Annotated in this window: 12 protein-coding genes; 9 read left to right on the top strand and 3 right to left on the bottom strand. The window is 65.2% G+C overall.

What is annotated here, in order from left to right:
- Window positions 1-161 precede the first annotated feature (161 nt).
- The 4 genes from ACYOEI_RS17370 (at window position 162) to ACYOEI_RS17355 (ending at window position 7,570) form a co-directional block, all read left to right on the top strand.
- Window positions 162-3,086, top strand: a complete 2,925-nt coding sequence (locus ACYOEI_RS17370) for a protein kinase domain-containing protein (RefSeq protein ID WP_462850800.1) — start codon at window positions 162-164, stop codon at window positions 3,084-3,086.
- Window positions 3,087-3,322: 236 nt separating this feature from the next.
- Window positions 3,323-4,882, top strand: a complete 1,560-nt coding sequence (locus tag ACYOEI_RS17365) for a hypothetical protein (protein WP_462850799.1) — start codon at window positions 3,323-3,325, stop codon at window positions 4,880-4,882.
- 421 nt (window positions 4,883-5,303) lie between these two features.
- Complete coding sequence (locus ACYOEI_RS17360) at window positions 5,304-5,639, top strand: DUF485 domain-containing protein (protein WP_462850798.1); 336 nt, start codon at window positions 5,304-5,306, stop codon at window positions 5,637-5,639.
- A complete protein-coding gene (locus ACYOEI_RS17355) occupies window positions 5,636-7,570 on the top strand; it encodes a sodium/solute symporter (protein WP_462850797.1) in 1,935 nt (644 codons plus the stop codon). The genes ACYOEI_RS17360 and ACYOEI_RS17355 overlap by 4 nt, the downstream gene beginning before the upstream one ends.
- Before the next feature lie 242 nt (window positions 7,571-7,812).
- Here the strand turns inward: ACYOEI_RS17355 and ACYOEI_RS17350 are convergent, their stop codons facing one another.
- Window positions 7,813-8,424 (bottom strand): Dps family protein, encoded by a 612-nt coding sequence (locus ACYOEI_RS17350; protein WP_462850796.1) that lies wholly within the window; start codon window positions 8,422-8,424, stop codon window positions 7,813-7,815.
- A gap of 149 nt (window positions 8,425-8,573) precedes the next feature.
- Between ACYOEI_RS17350 and ACYOEI_RS17345 the strand changes: the two genes are divergently transcribed.
- Window positions 8,574-10,286 carry an NAD-dependent malic enzyme gene (locus ACYOEI_RS17345; RefSeq protein WP_462850795.1) on the top strand — a complete coding sequence of 571 codons (1,713 nt, stop codon included), beginning with the start codon at window positions 8,574-8,576 and terminating at the stop codon, window positions 10,284-10,286.
- Window positions 10,287-10,425: 139 nt separating this feature from the next.
- Here the strand turns inward: ACYOEI_RS17345 and ACYOEI_RS17340 are convergent, their stop codons facing one another.
- On the bottom strand, window positions 10,426-11,079 hold the full coding sequence (locus ACYOEI_RS17340; RefSeq protein WP_462850794.1) for a 3-keto-disaccharide hydrolase: 654 nt from the start codon (window positions 11,077-11,079) through the stop codon (window positions 10,426-10,428).
- A gap of 274 nt (window positions 11,080-11,353) precedes the next feature.
- On the opposite strand from ACYOEI_RS17340, the gene mscL reads away from it, so the two are divergent.
- Window positions 11,354-11,788: a large conductance mechanosensitive channel protein MscL gene (gene mscL, locus ACYOEI_RS17335; protein WP_462850793.1), complete on the top strand. Its 435-nt coding sequence runs from the start codon at window positions 11,354-11,356 to the stop codon at window positions 11,786-11,788.
- Window positions 11,789-12,077: 289 nt separating this feature from the next.
- Complete coding sequence (locus ACYOEI_RS17330) at window positions 12,078-12,473, top strand: hypothetical protein (RefSeq protein WP_462850792.1); 396 nt, start codon at window positions 12,078-12,080, stop codon at window positions 12,471-12,473.
- A 220-nt stretch (window positions 12,474-12,693) separates the two neighbouring features.
- Here the strand turns inward: ACYOEI_RS17330 and ACYOEI_RS17325 are convergent, their stop codons facing one another.
- Window positions 12,694-14,328 carry a serine/threonine-protein kinase gene (locus ACYOEI_RS17325; RefSeq protein WP_462850791.1) on the bottom strand — a complete coding sequence of 545 codons (1,635 nt, stop codon included), beginning with the start codon at window positions 14,326-14,328 and terminating at the stop codon, window positions 12,694-12,696.
- 317 nt (window positions 14,329-14,645) lie between these two features.
- Between ACYOEI_RS17325 and pgi the strand changes: the two genes are divergently transcribed.
- On the top strand, window positions 14,646-16,277 hold the full coding sequence (gene pgi / locus ACYOEI_RS17320; RefSeq protein ID WP_462850790.1) for a glucose-6-phosphate isomerase: 1,632 nt from the start codon (window positions 14,646-14,648) through the stop codon (window positions 16,275-16,277).
- 121 nt (window positions 16,278-16,398) lie between these two features.
- Window positions 16,399-17,871, top strand: a complete 1,473-nt coding sequence (locus tag ACYOEI_RS17315; protein ID WP_462850789.1) for an RNA polymerase sigma factor — start codon at window positions 16,399-16,401, stop codon at window positions 17,869-17,871.
- Window positions 17,872-17,884 lie beyond the last annotated feature (13 nt).

Here is a 17,884-nt window from a genome sequence, read left to right as displayed (position 1 = left end):
GTATGGACATGCAATGAAAGATGTTGGCCGAATTTGCCTCGCCGGTACGGGGCTCTTACGCGTCGCAGAACGCTGCATGATCCGTTGGAATTCGGGCGAAACGATTCGATCTTCTCCCGCGTTGAATGAGCCTGGTTGAGTCCATGTCGAGCCTAACGAACATGCGCATCCCTGCCCCCGACCTCGAGGAGATCTTCTTCGCCGCACTCGACCGGCGCGATCTCGACGCTCGCGCCGACTACCTGAATCAGACGTGCGGGCTGGACACCGACCTCCGCCGACACGTCGATCGCCTACTTGCCGCCGATCCGAGGGTCAGCCGATTCCTCGAATCGCCCGCGGGGTCGCCCGACCTGATCGACGCCCCGCCCGTCGAAGTGCTCGGGAGCATGATCGGACCGTACACGCTCCTGGAGCGGGTCGGCGAGGGCGGGATGGGGGTCGTCTACCTGGCCGAGCAATCGGCCCCGGTTCGACGCAAGGTCGCGTTGAAGGTCATCAAGCCGGGTATGGACACGAGGCCGGTGATCGCCCGGTTTGAGGCCGAGCGTCAGACGCTTGCCTTGATGGATCATCCCCATATCGCGAGGGTGCTCGATGCCGGGACCACAAGTTCCGGGTATCCGTATTTCGTCATGGAGTTGGTCCAGGGCATCCCGATCACCGAATACTGCGAGCGCGAGACGTTGGCCGTCCGCGATCGTCTTGAATTGTTCGTGCTGATCTGCCGAGCGGTTCAGCATGCACACCAGAAGGGCGTGATCCACCGGGATCTCAAGCCGTCGAACGTCCTGGTGACGGAGGTTGACGGCGTGGCCGTCCCGAAGGTGATCGATTTCGGCGTGGCCAAGGCGATCGGAGAGGGGTTCACCGAGCGGACCCTCTCCACGGGATTCCACATGCGCCTGGGGACGCCGCTCTACATGAGCCCCGAGCAGGCCGGCCCTGCGGGGGTCGATGTCGATACGCGGAGTGACGTCTACTCCCTCGGGGTACTGCTCTACGAGTTGCTGACGGGCACGACTCCGTTCGACGGCGAGACGTTTCGCAAGGCGGCTTTTGACGAGGTCTGGCGCATCATCCGAGAAGATGAGCCGCCTCGGCCCAGTTCTCGGCTCAGCACACTCGGCGCGCGATCCACGACGGTCTCCGTCCGGAGGAAGGTCAACCCAAAACGCCTGGGACTCTCCTTCCAAGGAGAACTCGACTGGGTCGTGATGAAGGCGTTGGAGAAGGACCGTGATCGCCGGTACGCGACGGCCAACGACTTCGCCGCCGATGTGTTGAACTACCTGGACGACCGCCCGGTCGGGGCTCGCGGACCGTCGCCGCTCTACCGTTTCTCCAAGTTCGCCCGACGCAACCGCACCGCACTGGTCGCGGGACTTTTGGTGGTATCTTCGCTGATGGCCGGTACTGTCGTAAGCGTCTGGCAGGCTGCTCGCGCCACCCGAGCCGAGCGGCTGGCGGAGGCTCGCGCACAGCAGGCCCGACGCGCCGTCGATCGCATGTATACCCGGGTCGCCGAGAAGTGGTTGGCCCAGCAGCCGAAGCTGACATCCCTCCAACGAGAGTTCCTCGAAGAGGCCCTGGCCTTCTATCGACAGTTCGCCGCCGAGAAGGGTGAGGATCTCCCGGCTCGGCTCGAGGCCCTCCGCGCCCGCAGGCGGGTCGCGTCCATCGAAGAATCGCTCGGCCACGATGACCGGGCCGAGGCGACCTATCGGGCGATGCTCCTGGACCTGGAGGATCTCGCGATTCGGCAGCCTGGCGGCTCGAGCGTTGACGAGGAACTCGGCTGGACGCTGTCGCAGCTCGCGGTCGTCCTCGGACGCCACAACCGCTTTCAAGATGCGGAAGCCCTGGATCGTCGGGCGTTGACGATCCGCGAAGCCCTCGTCACGCGCCTTCCTCGGTCCTGGGAGCTCCGGAGCCAACTCGCCATCACGCTTTCACACTTGGCCGCCATCCAGAGCGAGAGCGGGCGCTATGCCGAGGCCGAACGGGCGCTCCTTCGAGCTCGCGAGATGCTTCGACGTCTCCTCGACGAGGTCCCCGGCGACGAGGAGGCGATCGGTCGGCTCGCCAAGGTCGAGGACAACCTCGGCGGTCTCTGGCAACGAATGGGCCGGAGCAAGGAAGGAGAGGAGGCCGTTCGAAGGTCGGTCGAGTTGTATGAGACACGACTTACCAGGGATCCGGGCAATCCCGCCTATCGGAGCGACGTGGCAACCTCTCTGATCAACCTCAACACGTTCGGGTCGGATCCGAAGAAGATCTTCGACCGCGACCGCCGCATCATTGCGATCCTGGGCAAGCTCGTCGAGGAGTTCCCTGACCGGCCCAAATATCGCGAGTTCCTCTCCCTGAGCCAGTCGAACCACGCGATCACCTTCATCGGTCTCGGCAAGGCCGATGAGGCGAAGCGGGTCGTTGGCCTGTCAATCGCCACGGCCGAGCGTCTCGCGGCCGACTTCCCGAGCTTCCCCGAGTACCGAGCCCTCGTTGCCAGGCCCCTCGATGTGCTGATTTACTGCCAAAGGAAGACCGGCGAGGACGCAGCGGCGAAACAGTCGGCGGAGAGGATTCTCGGGATCTGGGAATCGTTGCTCGCCGAGTTTCCGGACAAGGTCATTTACCGTCGGCAATTCTCCGAGTTTCTTACCAACGAGGCCGAGCGGCGGTTGGACTCGCCCGACTCGGCCCGCCGGGCTCCAGGCGAGGCTGTGAAATTAGCCCGACGGGCCTGCGAGCTCTCCCCGGACAATCAACTCTGCTGGAAGTGGCTTGGGCTGGCCGAGTATGTCCTGGAGAACTGGGACGCCGCCATCAAGGCCGAGGAGAAGTGCATCGCGATCCGCGGGGGTGGAAGCTGGGCGTTCCTCGAACTCGTCTTGGCTGCGGCCCATACACGACGCGGCGATGCCGAGAAGGGCCGCGAGTGGTACGCCAGGGCAGAACCGAAGCTCGCCGACAGCAACCGACTGGGAGATACCCCACGATGGTTCCTCGATGAGGTGAGGTCCCTGCTCGGGACGCGGCCTCCGGATCGTCCGCCCGCGACGGATCCCCGCCCCACACGCTAGCCCTTACGGCTGGGCCTTCCATTGATCGCGATAGTTTGACGCGAAGGTTGTCGACTCAACGGCCTACCGAGTGCGCCGATCCGCTCATCCCGAAGTTGGGACGGCCGTCTCGTATGTTTTCCCCGCGGTCGATCTGATAGCATGCAGCATCGGCCGGGCCCACGACTCTTTCGAGTGAAGGTGTTAATGAGTTTGGACGTCTGAGCGCCCGGCCCCAGTGCCGAGGGTTTATGAACGTGAGCGGGTCGACGTTTGCCCAAGATTCACGATGTAGTGAAGGGCCGGATGTCTCAGGGGATCCGGCAATCGCCGTCGAGTCGGGCCTGCGGGCCTCGTTAATTCAGGCAAAGGCAAAACGGCTCTGGACGACGCTGTGCCTCGTCGTGGCCCTCTCTCCCGGGGTCTGGGCCGCGGGCCCTGGCGACTCCCCCGCGAAAGAGAAGCAGGTCCGGGAGGGCTGGCGGTACGAGCTTGCCAACAAGGAAGGCTCGTTCCGAAAAGTCGGCGGGAAGCACTGGCTCGAGACGAACCCCGACGGGGTCGAGCTCGAGTTCGAGGAGATGGGCCGGGAAACGTCGTACGTCGAGCTGCTCGACCGAGGCCGGTCGCTTTGGCTGCGGCTCTACGACGACCGAGGCGAGTGGCGGCAGGGGAGCGACGGGCCCTGGGCGCTCCTGGCCAAGGGGCGTTGGGTCGACCCGAGGCTCCTCCCGAAGATGGCGGCCACCGACTACAAGATCCGTCTCTGCTATTTCGTCCCGACCGACCGCGAGCCCACGGCGAACTATAAGGCGAAGATCCGGGTCTTGATGCACTTCGTCTCCGAGCTCTACCGCCAGGACTACGACGCCCGAGGTATCCGGAGCCGGGGCCTGGCGTTCGAGTCGAAGGACGGTCAGCCCATCATCCACCTGGTCCGAGGGAATCATCCCGCGGACTATTACAACCATGCGCCCGAGTACGACGCGGATCACCAGTGGAAGGCAATCCTCCCGGAGATTCCCAAGACCGTCGGCAACCCGAACCGGAATTTGATCCTCATCCTGGCCGAGACATACGACCCTGGGAGTGCTCCCTACGAGTGGCCCGGCGGCGTTGCGCTCGGGCGTCGAAACTCCTCGGACGGGGGCGTCGGCCTGTTCTCCGCCTGGATCCTCCGCCCCGAGTTCTGTGCCCTGACTGTCGCCAAGCAGAAGCTGATGCTGTTCGACTCGACCCCGATCAAGGGCCGGACCGCCCTCGGCCACGGCGGCCCCGACTCGCCCCGCTTCGAGTTCATCGAAGACGGCTTCGGTGCGGTCGCGCACGAGCTCGGGCATGCGCTCGGGCTGCCGCACGACCGTCGGCAGGACGATGTCGACATCATGGGGAATGGCTTCCGGAATCTCCGTTGGAACTTCGGCCCGAAGCCCGACCCCCAGCGCCGCGTCCGGTTCTCCGAACTGAACGCCCGGCTCCTCTATTCGTCGCGATACCTTGCGCCCGACTGCGACTTCTCCGATCAGACGCCGCCGACCCTCGAGCTAAAATGGGTGGGGTCTCCGAGCCCCGGCAGTGCCAGCGTCCGCGTCCTGGTCTCGGCCTCCGACGACTCGGCGTTGCGGGCGATCGCGTTCTTCGACCCCGAGCAAGACAGCGTCGTGGAAGGGCGTGCCCTCTCCGGACGTCGCAGGTCCTTCGAACAAGTGATCAAGGTCAAGTCCTCGGCGGACGGCAGGATCCGCCTTCAGGGCATCCTCGCGGATGTTGGTGGGAACCTCTCCACCGTCGAAATCAAACTTGGGGATGAACATTAGATTGCATTGTGTCCGAATTGCGTTCGATCGACGACGAGACGGATTTCCATGGACGGGCGGATTCCCAGGGCGGTTTCGAGTCGCTGCTGCTCTCCGAATACAAGCCCGAAGCGCAAGCGAGTGCATCTTCCTTGATTTCAGGCCGTGAGATTCACTCGCTTGCGCTTCGGGCTTCTAGGAACTCTTCCGGTGGAGCCGTGTGAGGGGGGAATCCGAGTGTGATCCGCTCCAGGGCCTGGCGGGCGGGGTCTTGCGCGTCGGGGCAAGGGGTTCGGGCGATGGCGACGGGCCCCCCTCCCGGCCCTTGCGGGTGGGGGGTGGGCCCAATAGAGTAGGCACTCCGACCGCCGCCCGCGGCCCCCGTCGCGGGGAGTCTCGCGAACTCGGCGATGCGCGTCGGCTTCCTGGGAGAACGAAGACGATGGCCGACCCGGAGACAAGCTCCCCGTCCGAGTACGACCATGCGCGGCTGGCGCGGTTGGTCATGAGGAGGCAGGCGGCACTCAGCCTGCGCGTGGCCTCCGTGTTCCTCGTCATCCTGCTGGGTCTGCCCCTCGTCAACGCGTTCCTCCCCGACCTGGCGAATATGCCGGTCTTCGGCCTGACGGCGAGCTGGCTATTACTCGGCGTGCTCTCGTTCCCGGTGACGGTGCTGCTCTCGGCCTACTTCGTCAGGGAGTCCGACCGGATCGAGGCGGAGTGCTCGGACTGGAAGACGCTGCTCGACGCCGACTCGCGCGGGGGGGAGAGGTCATGACGGGCATCTCATGGATCGCTGTCGGCTTCGTGGTCTTGATGACGCTGGCGACGGTCGGACTCGGTGTCTACGCAACGCGGATGTCGCGCACCGCCTCCGACTTCTTCGTCGCGGGGCGGTCGGTCAGCGTCTTCTGGAACGCCTCGGCGATCTCCGGCGAATACCTCTCGGCGGCCTCGTTCATGGGGATCGCCGGGCTATTGATGAAGAACGGGTATGACGTCCTCTGGTATCCGGTCTGTTACGCGGCCGGGTACCTCTTCCTGCTCCTGTTCATCGCGGGGCCGCTTCGTCGGTTCGGGGCATATACCATCCCCGACTTCGCCGAAGGGCGGTTCGACAGCCCCGTCTTCCGCAAGATCGCCGTCACCTTCGTCCTGTTCATCGGGTTCTTCTACACCATGCCCCAGATGAAGGGGGCAGGGGTGGTGCTGGGGACGATCCTGAACTGGCCCTACTGGGCGGGGATCGTGGTCGTCGGGAGCGTGATCACCTTCAACGTCGCGCTCGGCGGGATGAAGGGGATCACCTTCGTCCAGGCCTTTCAGTACTGGGCCAAGGCGTTCGCCATCTCGCTGCCGATCTTCGTGCTGATGTCGGTCTTCGGCGGCTACTCCCGGAACCTCGACACGATCCGACTGGAACCGGGGGCGTACCCGACGCTCGCCCGAGAGTCGACCGTCTCGGTGAAGGGACGCGAGGGTTATCCGGCCAACGTCGTGGCCTTCTCCTCCGCGGGGCCGACGCGGGTCGTCTTCCCCGAAGGTGCGGCGATCGAGAAGGTCTCGCCGGTCCGCAAGCCTTCTCCAGGCGAGGACGAGGTGACGCTCCCGATCCAGCCCGGCGAATTGCCGGCAGGGGCGAGCCTGGAGATCGGGCCTGCGGCGGTCACGAAGGGAGGGAAGCCGTTCGAGGTCGATGGCAAGCCGGTTGTCACCGGGATCCGGGTGGAGTTCGCGAAGGCGACCAAACTCGTCCTCGCGCCTGCCTCCGTGGCCCCCAACGCCCCGGCGAACCGGAAGTGGCTCGAACCGTTCGGCACCCTGACCGGCAAGCACGGGTATCCGCTTCTCTATACGTACTCGCTGATCATCGCCCTGATCTGTGGGACGGCCGGCTTGCCGCACATCCTCGTGCGGTTCTACACCAATCCCGACGGGCGGGCCGCAAAGCGGACGACCCTCTGGGTGATGGTCATGCTCGGCGCCTTCTACGTCTTCCCGCCGATGTGGGGCGTGCTGGGTCGGAACGTCATGCCGACGCTCTATATCAACAACACGACCGACAGCGTCGTCATCCGCCTGCCGACCGCTCTCGAGAATCCCCTCCTCGGCCAGATCCTGAGCGGGATCACCAGCGCGGGGGCATTCGCGGCGTTCATGTCGACCTTCTCCGGGCTCCTCGTCAGCATGTCCGGGGCGCTCGCGCACGACATCTACGGCAAGATGCTCCGGCCGCAGGCGTCGCCCGAGTCGAGGCTCCTCGCGTTCAAGGTCTCGGCCATCGTGGTCGGGGTCGTCTCGATGCTCCTCGGGTTCCTCGTCGAGTCGTTCGACATCGCCATGATGGTCGGCTGGGCGTTCGCGATCGCCGCGGCTTCCTATTTCCCACTCCTCCTCATGGGGGCCTGGTGGCGCGGGCTCACCATGATCGGCGCGGCGAGCGGGATGCTCACCGGCGGCCTCCTGTCACTGGCCGCGATCATCGCCTCCATGCTCCTCGACAAGAAGATCCTGACCTGGGAGGCCAGCCCCCTGGTGCGGTCCCTCATGGAGCAGCCTGCGATCTGGGGCGTCCCGCTGTCGCTCGGTGTGATGTTCGCCGTCTCTCGGGCCACCGCCTCGTGGATCCCGCGCGACGTCGACCTCAAGATGCTCAGGCTCCACGCGCCGGAGGAGATGGGCCTGTCGCGGAATTATATCGAGCACTAACACGATTGGCTGAATTGGAGAAATGAACGCGTGTGCTCCGAAACCCGGTTTCTTCTTAGAAACCGGGTTTCGGATCCACAGTCAACGTCGACCCCCACATCGGCCTTTCGCAATCGACTCCGACTGAGCTCCAGCATTCGAGGTCCTCCGACACGGTCGACGTCGATCGCTCTCGGGGATCTCGTTGCCGACTCCGTCAGAAACCCGATTTCTCAGAAGAAACCGGGTTTCAGGCGGCGGGCTCAGTCGGCGCGGACGACCGGGGTGTCGACGAGGTGCTCGGCGACGAACCAGACCTGAAGCTCGTTGGTGCGGACGACGTCGCTGACGAGCAGGTCGTTGGTCCCGTCGTCGCCGTTCTGGGCGGCTTCGCGGGCCCCTTCGCGGGCGGCCTTCAGGATGATCTCGTGGGCTTCGAGGAGCCTGGAGAGCTGCACCGGGACCTCTTCGCGGCCCCGAGGAGGCCGGGGGATTCGGGTGGTCTCGACGATGTCGTGAGGCATCGCGAGGCTGACCCCGCCGAGGGACTGGATCCGCTCGGCCAGGGAGTCGACGAGTTCGACCTGCTCGCCGTGGTGCTTGTCGAAGAGCAAGTGCAGCGAGTAGAAGGTGTGGCCCGAGACTTGCCAGTGATGCTTCTTGTAGAGGTCGCGGAGCGACATTGTGTCGGCCAGGATCTGGTTGAGCGTGGCGACGCTCGCGGCGCGGATCGACTCGTCGAGGCCGATCGGGAGGTTCGTCAGGGTCCCGTAAGGCTGGATTTCTCGGCCGCGTTGGCCCAGGATCGGCTGGGCATTGCCGTGACCGCCGTTGGTTCCGATCGGATCCTTGGTGGGGGCCTGTGGCGACTTCATGGGCGTGGATCGCTCCTCTTCGGGAATCGCTTCGATGCCGGGCCCCGCGAGGGCCGCCGAGAGGCTCGGGCGGGCTCGGCGCGGGGCCGCTGGAGAGGTATTGTAGCCCGATCGTCGGACCAGGGAAGATCTTCGGACGGGGACCTCGCATGCTCGACTTCGCGACCAACGTCGATGACGCCAACGGAGAGGATGTCGTCGAGGTCTCCCTGGCGGGTATCCCGCTGCTCGACTGCCCGCTCTTCAACAAAGGGAGCGCGTTCCCGGAGGAGGAACGCAACGCCTTCGGATTGCATGGGCTCTTGCCCCCGCACGTCGGGTCGCTCGACGAGCAACTCGCCAGGCGCTACGGGGATTTCCAGCAGAGGGTGACGGACCTTCTCAAGCACATCTATCTTCGCGACCTGCAAGACCGCAACGAGGTCCTCTTCTACCGGCTGATGAAGGACCACATCGCCGAGATGATGCCCTTGATTTACACGCCGGTCGTCGGGGACGCGTGCCAGCATTTCAGCCGGATCTACCGACGCCCCCGGGGGCTCTTCGTCTCGTTCGAGCATCGGGACCGGATCGACACGATCCTCGAAAATCGCCCGTTCCGTGACGTCGACGTGATCGTGGTGACCGACGGCGAACGGATCCTCGGCCTGGGCGACCTCGGGGTCGGCGGGATGGGCATCCCCGTCGGCAAGCTCTCGCTCTACACCCTCTGCGGCGGAATCCACCCCGCTCGGACGTTGCCGATCCTGCTCGACGTCGGGACCGACAACGCCGAGGCGCTCGCCGACCCGCTCTACCTCGGCTGGAGGCACCAGCGGGTCCGCGGCCAGGCCTACGACGACTTCATCGACGCCTTCGTCGAGTCGGTGACGCGGGTACTCCCCGGCGTCCTGCTCCAGTGGGAAGACTTCGCGCTCCCGAATGCCCACCGGCTGCTCGACCGCTATCGCGACCGGCTCTGCACCTTCAACGACGACGTCCAGGGGACCGCCGCCGTGGCCCTCTCGGCGATCCTCGCGGCCGGTGAGGTGTCGGGGACGAAGCTCAACGACCATCGCGTGGTCGTCCTCGGAGCGGGGACGGCGGGGACCGGAATCAGCGACCAGATCGTCGCCGCGATGGTCGCCGAAGGACTCGACGAGGCCGAGGCGATCTCACGGTTCTGGCTGGTCGACCGGCACGGACTCCTCCACACCGGGATGTCGGGCCTGCAACCGTTCCAGCTTCGCTACGCCCAGCCCGAGGTTCGTCTGAAGGATTGGCGACGCGAGGGGGACGACATCTCCCTGGGCGAAGTCATGGATCGCGTCCGACCGACGGTCCTGATCGGGACCTCGGGGCAGCCGGGCACCTTCACCGAGCCGGTCGTCCGCGCGATGGCAAGCCACGTCGAGCGCCCGGCCATCCTCCCGCTCTCGAATCCGACCTCGAGGGCCGAGGCCAAGCCCGCCGACCTCATCGCCTGGACCGACGGGCGCGCGATCGTGGCGACGGGCAGCCCGTTTCCCGACGTCACCCACGACGGCCGGTCGATTCGGATTGGCCAGTGCAATAATTCTTATGTCTTCCCGGGAATGGGCATGGGGGTCGTCGCGTCCGGCGCCCGTCGCGTCTCCGACGAGATGTTCCTGGCCGCAGCTCGGGCCCTCGCCGAGTGCGCCCCGACCCGTCGCGACCGCGACGCCTCGCTCTTCCCCCCGCTGGAGGACATCACGGAGGTCTCGAAGCGGATTGCTCTGGCGGTCGGGATCCAGGCCCAGGCCCAAGGGCTCGCGAGCCCGACCGCGCCTGAGGTGCTCGAGCGGACGATCGAGGAGCGGTGGTGGGAGCCGAGCTACCCCAAGCTGAAGCGGAGAGTTTAAGTCCCTCTCCCCCGAAACCTGTTATTTTCTTAAATAACGGGATTCTGATGCCCTCGGCCCCGAAAACCCACACGGGACGTCAGAGTGGATCTGCTCAGAAACCCGTTATTTAAGAAAATAACGGGTTTCAGGACCAGCCTCAGGGAATCTCCCGGATGCGGACGTCGCGGAAGTCGATCGTGCCGCCGTGGTTTTGGAGGCAGACAAAGCCCTTCATCGGCTTTGTTTTGATCGCCTCAACGGTCTGCTGGTCGACATCGATGATCGTCTTGCCGTTGAGCGTGACCTTGATCTTCGGGCCGACGCATTCGATATCGATGCTGTTCCACTCCGAGGCGGGCTTGATCGCGTTCTCTTTGGGAGCGACGTAGCGGTAGAGCGACCCGCTGCTATGGGGCGTCGCCGGCTTGCCCGCGTCGTCCATCAGTTGGATCTCATAACTGTAGAGCGAGGGGCGGGTCGCCCTCGACTGCTCCGGGATGAAGACCCGCGTGCGGACTCCGAGGCCGCTGTTGCAGCCGGGGGCCATCCGGAAGTCGACGTGGAAGACGAAGTCCTTGTACTCGTGACGGTCGTAGCGGAGAAAGCCGAAGCCCTTGCCGTCGCAGTGGATCAACCCCTCTCTCACCGACCAGACCGGCCGGGCCACACCGTCTTTGGGCGACTCGGTCTGCCCCTCCGCCACCCAACCATCGAGGTCCTTCCCGTTGAAGAGGGCCTGGAAGTCGTCGCCGAGCGTCGGCGAGGCGAGCCAAAGGGGCAGTGTGACGATCGCCCAGCGGAAGCCGTGCATGACGGGGTCTCCTGAGTTGGGGCCTCGAAATGTTGGGCCGACCGATCCCTCCCCGGTCGGCCGCCTCCGACCATTCGTCGCGATCGTATCCGAACCGGTGGCCGTCCGCCATCGCCTAAGAAACTCGGACGAAGTCGCCGCCCGGGGCCGGGTCTCGAGTCCGATGCCCGGCACCTGATTCGCTCGGGAGAGTCGGGTGACCCTTGACGCGTTGCCTCGGCAAAGGCGCACGTCGAGCGGGTTTGGGCCCAGTTCCCTCGGCCGGGACACGACCATGGACCTCACGAAACTTGACCCTACCAAGCAGGCCTTGTCGTTGTTCGAGGAGTTCAAGACGTTCGCCTTCAAGGGCAATGTCATCGACTTGGCGGTCGGCGTGATCGTCGGCGGGGCCTTCAGCAACATCGTGAAGTCGCTCGTCGACAACATCATCATGCCCGTGCTCGGTGCCATCCTGCCGGGGAGCAAAGGTTACGAGGACTGGACCGCGTCCATCCAGGGGAAGCCGATCCACTACGGGAAGTTCCTCGGCGACTCCGTCAACTTCCTCATCCTCGCGGCGGCCTTGTTCGTCTTCATCTTCAAGTTCCTCGGTTGGGTCCTGAGGTCCAAGACCGAGGAGCCCGCGCCCTTGAGCAAGGACCAGCAGCTATTATCCGAGATCCGCGACCTCCTCAAGTCGAGAGAGCAGGGGGGATGCCAAGCCTGACGCCGGGATGGAAGTCCGCGAGCAAGGTGTCTTCGGAATCTTTTCGGAGCAAATAAACGGTCGATTTCGATCGCCATCGACGAGATCAACCTGGACCGTGTCACGGCCCTGCCGCAGCCTGTTTCTCGGGGTCGGGCTGATTATCGAATCTGTCTGCATTGATGGGTTCGGGGCCGACGAACTCTCCGTCCTCGGTTCGGCGGACGAATTGCCCTTTACGAATAAGAACTGGCTCTAAAATGGAACGGGGGTCAAGACTCGACCGGGACGGTTGGGAGGAGGGTCGCGGATGGTGTCGGCGAAAGAAGAGTGGATCTCGGTCACCAACCGTTCCAGGACCGCGAGCCTCGGCTCCGATCATCCCGGGATCAAGCGGTTCCTCAAGACGGTCGACGGCCGGCTCGTGGATTCTCCCGATTTTGCCGAGGAGGTCCGGCTCAAGAACACTCCGGCGTTGTCGAAGTGGATGGACGAGGTCGGGCCAAAGTGGGTCAACGACCCGTCGACCCTGGTCTTCACCGTCTCGCTGGAGATCCTCACGGGCGTCCGGAGCCTCTATTTCGCCCAGGAAGTCTGGATGGCGCGACCGAGCCTTTTCGAATACTTCGCGCTCGAGGATCGCGGGTTCGTCCGGATGTGGTGGGATACCGAGGAAGGGGCTCATCCCTATACCGCAACCCACTGAGGATCCGAGGCGGTTTACGATCGAGTCGCCGCTCTTTGATACAAGCCCGAAGCGCAAGCGAGTGAATCTCTCTCGATATCCCGCGAGACGAATCACTCGCTTGCGCTTCGGGCTTGTAAAGAGTCCGGGAAGCCCTCTATCCAAGGGGTGCAACGCGGGGTCGATCCGCCCGAACCCGTTAAAGGACAGAGACTCTCGGGGGACCAGTATCAGGCTTCCCTCAGAGGGAGGCTTTCCGCGAGGCATTGGCCTCGCGTTCGTGCCACCACGTTGCGGCCGCCGAGGCGTCCCACTCCGCCGAGGATCGACAGCGGGCGAGGGCTTGTCCGACCTCCTCGGCACTCGAAGGACGGGAGTTCGGGTCTTTGGCCAGGCACGTCATGATGAGGTGCTCGAGGTCATTGGGCACGTCGGGGCGGAGCCGGGAGGGCGGCACGACGGCGTCTCTCGTCACGGAGATCATCACGCTCGCAGGCGACTCGCCGTCGAAGGGGGGACGCCCGGTGATCAGCGTGTAGGCCACGCCCCCGAGCGCATAGAGGTCGCATCGCTGGTCCAAGGATGCGCCGAGGACCTGCTCGGGCGCCATGTACTGGGGTGAGCCGCGCGCGATCCCTTTCTGACTCAATTCGAACGACTCATTTTCCGGAGTGGCCTCCTTGACGAGGCCGAAGTCGAGGAGCTTGACGAAATCGGATCGTCCCCCCCTCGTCGCGGCGAAGATGTTCGCGGGCTTGAGGTCGCGATGAATCAGCCCTGCGCCATGGGCCTCGGCGAGCGCCTCGCAGGCCTGCCGCAGTAGGTAGATCACTCGGCCGGGGGGCAGGGGGCCGTGGCGGTCCACCAGCTCGTCGAGGGGCAGTCCGTGGAGGTATTCCATCACGTAGTAGAAGGTCCCGTCGTCGGCGCATCCGAAATCGTAGACGTCCACCGTGTTCGGGTGCGACAGCCTCGCCGTGGCGCGGACCTCGCGCTCGAACCGGGCGAGCTCTCGGGCATCCCCGGCCTTGTCGGGGCGGATCAACTTGACGGCACAAGGCCGCTTCAAGAGCTGGTGTTCGGCCAGGTAGACTTCGCCCATCCCGCCGGCGCCGATCTTCTTCCCGAGGCGGTACTGGTTGAGCCGCCTCGCCTCGAACACCTCGCGTCGGAGCGAGTTCAAGACGTGTGTGCCGTAGACCGAGAGCCCCCCGGCGATGAGCAGAAGCACGAAGTCTCGGCTCATGCGATCGAACGTGGCGACGTCGCGGATGGCGGGAAACAGTGTGGGATGCACGAGGAGCACGACGGCGGTCGTCACCTCCGGGAGGACGGCGAACGTCACGGCGAAGCGCAATGCCCGGCGCCAGGTGCCGGGGATTAACATTGCATAGGCGAACATGAGCAGCACCGAGCTGATGATCATGTTCTTCGCCGCCGTGGCGATCGCGACCTCATCCCCTCGGGACGCCCACATCAGCATGGCGTGGTAGTGCCGGAGGGCCAGGATCCCCGCCGCGATCCCGAAGATCAGGATCTCGAGGATCCGCAACCGTCGGGTCTTGATCGGCCTTGGGGCGGACAGGATCGCGACGATGGTGGCGACGGCGAGGATCGCGGCAATCTGGAGTTGCCAGGCCACGACTTCGCCCAGGACGAAGTCCCGGCCCAGCGTGAGGGCGAGCACGACCGTGAAGAAGAGGCCGGCGGACCGGAGTCGCGCCTGGAGCAGGCCGTCGATCTCGAGAGTGGACCCCGGTCCTCCCTCTCTGTTGAGCGCCAGGCACCCCGGGGGCCGCCGTTCTCCCCCGGTCGCGATAGGGGACGCGTCGTGTCGGGATTCGGGCGAGGGCCGGTGAGGGTCGCGGTGGCTCATCTCGGCTGGTATCCAATTAGGACGTTTTCTTCGCCCCGACGCCCGATCGGTGGCGCTCCGGGGAGGCCGATCCGAAGGGTATCATGTCCCGCCAGCACCTTGAAAGATGGGCGATCGACCGGCTCGAGGGCCGAGGCCTCGGATCCCTCGCGGTCCGCAGTGGACCCGTCGTCGGTGTGGGGGTAGGCTGAAGCCGGTCGGCCGATTCGACATCTCCCTCGCGGCAAACCGACTGCGGCTCATTCCAGAAGGGCCGAGTGGGGTTCCCGGGTGGGAAACGTCTGTTGTCTCCGTGGGACGATTGAGAGGACACCTCAATGAGCTCGACACCGCTGCGTCAGCGCAAGGCCTGGAAGGCGCTCGAGGCGCATTACGAGCAGATCCGCGACGTCCAACTGCGCGGGTTGTTCGCCGAAGACTCCGCGCGAGGCGAGCGGCTCACGGCCGAGGCCGTCGGGCTCTTTCTCGACTATTCGAAGAACCGCGTCACCGACGAGACGATCGGGCTCCTCGTGGAACTCGCCGAAGAGTCCGGCCTCCGCGACCGGATCGACGCCATGTTCCGCGGCGAGAAGATCAACGTCACCGAGAACCGGGCCGTGCTCCACGTGGCGCTCCGGGCCCCGAAGGGGACGTCGATCGTCGTCGATGGCGAAAACGTCGTCCCGCAGGTCCACGCCGTGCTCGACAAGATGTCGGCCTTCGCCGACCGAGTCCGGAGCGGCGATTGGACGGGGCACACCGGCAAAAGGATCCGCAACGTCGTCAACATCGGGATCGGCGGCTCGGACCTCGGCCCCGTGATGGCCTACGAGGCGCTCCGGCATTACACCGAACGTTCGCTCACATTCCGATTCGTCTCCAACATCGACGGCACCGACTTCGCCGAGGCGACCCGCGACCTCGACCCGGCCGAGACGCTCTTCCTCGTCTCGTCGAAGACGTTCACGACCCTCGAGACGATGACGAACGCCCACACCGCCCGCGACTGGGCCCTCGCAACTCTCGGCGACGAGGAGGCGGTGGCCAAGCACTTCGTCGCCGTCTCGACCAACGCGGCCGAGGTGTCGAAGTTCGGCATCGACACCGCGAACATGTTCGAGTTCTGGGACTGGGTCGGCGGCCGGTACTCGATGGACTCGGCGATCGGCCTCTCCACGATGATCGCGGTCGGGCCGGAGAACTTCCGCGCGATGCTCGCCGGCTTCCACGCCATGGATGAGCACTTCCGGACGGCCCCGTTCGCGAAGAACCTCCCGGCCCTGCTCGGGCTCTTCGGCGTCTGGTACACCGACTTCTTCGGCTCCGAGACGGTGGCCATCCTCCCCTACGACCAGTACCTGAAGCGATTCCCGGCCTACCTCCAGCAATTGACGATGGAGAGCAACGGCAAGCACGTCACCCTCACCGGCGAGCACGTGTCGTACTCGACCGGGCCGATCTACTGGGGCGAGCCCGGGACGAACGGCCAGCACTCGTTCTACCAGCTCATCCACCAGGGGACCCGGCTGATCCCGAGCGACCTGATCGGCTTCTGCCGGACCCTCAACCCCCTGGGCGATCACCACGACTACTTGATGTCGAACGTCTTCGCGCAGGCCGAGGCCCTCGCGTTCGGCAAGACCGCCGAGGAGGTCAAGGCCGAGGGGACCCCCGACTGGCTCGTGCCCCATCGCGTCTTCGAGGGGAACCGGCCGACGAACGTCATCCTCGCCGAGCGCCTCACCCCCGAGATCCTCGGGAGCCTGATCGCGCTCTACGAGCACAGCGTCTTCACCCAGGGGATCGTCTGGGGTATCGACTCGTTCGACCAGTGGGGCGTCGAGCTGGGCAAGGTCCTCGCCAAGCGGATCATCCCCGAGCTCGGGGGCAAGGACGAGCCGCAACTCGGCCACGACAGCTCGACCAATGCCTTGATCCGTCGCTATCGCTCGCTCAAGGCGGAGTGACTGATTGGATCGTTGCCCGCGTGATCTTCGGAATTCGTCGCGAATAGTTTGTGAGGAATGGCCTCGTCCCCGCACATTCCAGTGTAGAGATCGACCACCCGCGGTCTGTCGGGACGAGGCCATGTCCGGCGCACGATCGAGCCCTCCATCTCGGACATTGAGCACCCTCTTCGACGTGGGGACGCTCGGGGCGTCGACCGATCGCGAGCTCCTGGAGATCTACCGGAGCCGTCGCGGAGCGGCGGCCGAGGAGGCCTTTCGGGTCCTGGTCGAACGACACGGCCCGATGGTCCTGCGGCTCTGCCGGGGTGTGCTCAGGGATTCGCATGACGTCGAGGACGCCTTCCAGGCGACCTTCCTCGTCCTGGTGCGCAGGTCCGAGTCGATCCGCAGCCGCGAGGCGGTCGGGCCTTGGCTCCTTGGCGTGGCGTCTCGGGTCTCGCGACGAGCCAGGAGCCTCGCGGCCCGGAGGCAGCTCCGCGAGAAGCCCGGCCCGCCCGACCTCGACCACGAGGCGCCGGCGGATAAAGAGCCTCGCGAGCTCGAGCAAGCCCTGCACGAGGAGATCGAACGCCTCCCGGAGACGCTCCGATCGGCGCTCATCCTTTGCTGCCTCGGGGATCAGAGTTACGAGCGTGCCGCCCAGGCGCTGGGCATATCCGAGCCGACCCTCCGCGGTCGGCTCCATCGAGCCCGACGGAAGCTCGAAGCCCGATTGCGACGTCGTGACCTCGGGCCGGCCGGCCTCCTCGGGGCCGTCCTCTCGCCCGGGAAAGTCGCATGGTTGCCTTCGAGCGGCCTGATCGATTCCACGGCCCATTTCGCGGTCCGGTGGAGGGCTGTCGTTCCACTGGACCCGGCGCCGGTCTCGGGCACGATCCAATCCCTCGCACAAGGAGCGATCTTGATGATGTACTACAGCGCGATGAAGTCCGCCATGATTCCCGCCCTTCTGCTCTCGGGTGTGGTCGGGGCCGCGGTCCTTGCCCAGCAAGGGCGTCAGGTCGAGTCCGATGCGGATGTCGCGAGGAAGGCCGTCCCGTTCCCCGATACGGTCGTCATCGAGAATCCCGACCCGGAAACCTGGCGAAAGCTCGCGGAACAGCGGATCAAGAGGGTGGCCGACGCCCGGGCCCTCGAGGAGCAGTCCCGGACGATCCTAACCAAGCTCAAAGGGGCGTACGACGTCGCGTTCCCCGACGGGGCCGAGCTGGACTCGGTCTTGAAGTCGATCAGGGAAGCGACGCGAGCCCCAGGGGTCCCGGGAATCCCGATCTATGTCAGCCCCCTGGGTCTCCAGGAGGCGAACCAGACGATGTCTTCCATCGCGACCTTCGACGGGAAGAATACCCCCCTGGGGGTCGCCTTGCGACGGGCCCTTCGACCGCTCGGCCTCTCGTATCATGTCAAGGACGGATTGCTCGTCATCGACTCGAGGCTCGCCGCCCTCGAGGTACGCATGGAAAACCTGGAAGACAAGCTCGACCGGTTCTTGGATTCGGTGAAAACCGAAGAGCGACCCGGTGGCGCGCTCAACAAAGACGAGGGACGAAGTCGGAAGGCACTCGACCCGCGGCCCTCTCCACCCAAATGACGCCCCGCGGCGT

Source organism: Singulisphaera rosea (assembly GCF_054877945.1).
Note: the sequence above shows the minus strand (reverse complement) of the source record. Positions and strands in the feature narration are given on the sequence as shown.